Origin of the sequence: Pseudomonas sp. IT-P74 (assembly GCF_949768175.1) — a bacterium.
Classification (GTDB): Bacteria; Pseudomonadota; Gammaproteobacteria; order Pseudomonadales; family Pseudomonadaceae; genus Aquipseudomonas.
The window spans coordinates 1-572 of the sequence record NZ_CATKQD010000054.1 but is presented as its reverse complement, the minus strand read 5'-3'; the positions used below and the strand labels follow the sequence as shown (position 1 = coordinate 572).

The window sequence follows — 572 nt, the reverse complement described above, 5'->3', positions numbered from 1 at the left end:
TCCAGACCGGCGTAGCCGCTGGCCATCGAGCGCTTGTTGACGATGATGGTCTTGGCCTTGAACGCCTCGAGGATCGGCATGCCGGCAATCGGCGATTTCGGATCGTTCTTCGCGGCCGGGTTGACCACGTCGTTGGCGCCCAACACCAGTACCACGTCGGCCTGGCCGAACTCGGAGTTGATGTCGTCCATCTCGAACACCTGGTCGTAAGGCACTTCGGCCTCGGCCAGCAACACGTTCATGTGGCCGGGCATCCGACCGGCCACCGGGTGGATCGCGTACTTCACGGTCACGCCGCGATGGGTCAGCTTCTCGGTCAGTTCCTTCAGCGCATGCTGGGCCCGCGCAACCGCCAGGCCGTAACCCGGCACGATGATCACGGTGTCGGCGTTGGTCAGCAGGAAGGTCGCGTCGTCAGCCGAGCCGGATTTCACCGGACGGGCTTCTTTCGAGCCCGCCGGGCCGGCCGCCTCTGCCGTGTTGCCGAAGCCACCGAGCAGCACATTAAAGAAGGAGCGGTTCATCGCCTTGCACATGATGTACGAGAGGATCGCACCGGAGGAGCCCACCAG

1 protein-coding gene is annotated in these 572 nt (G+C 64.2%); it reads right to left on the bottom strand.

Annotated elements, in window-relative coordinates:
* The coding region (locus ACM6J5_RS20475; protein WP_414929226.1) for an NAD(P)(+) transhydrogenase (Re/Si-specific) subunit beta at window positions 1-572 on the bottom strand (572 nt) is incomplete at both ends.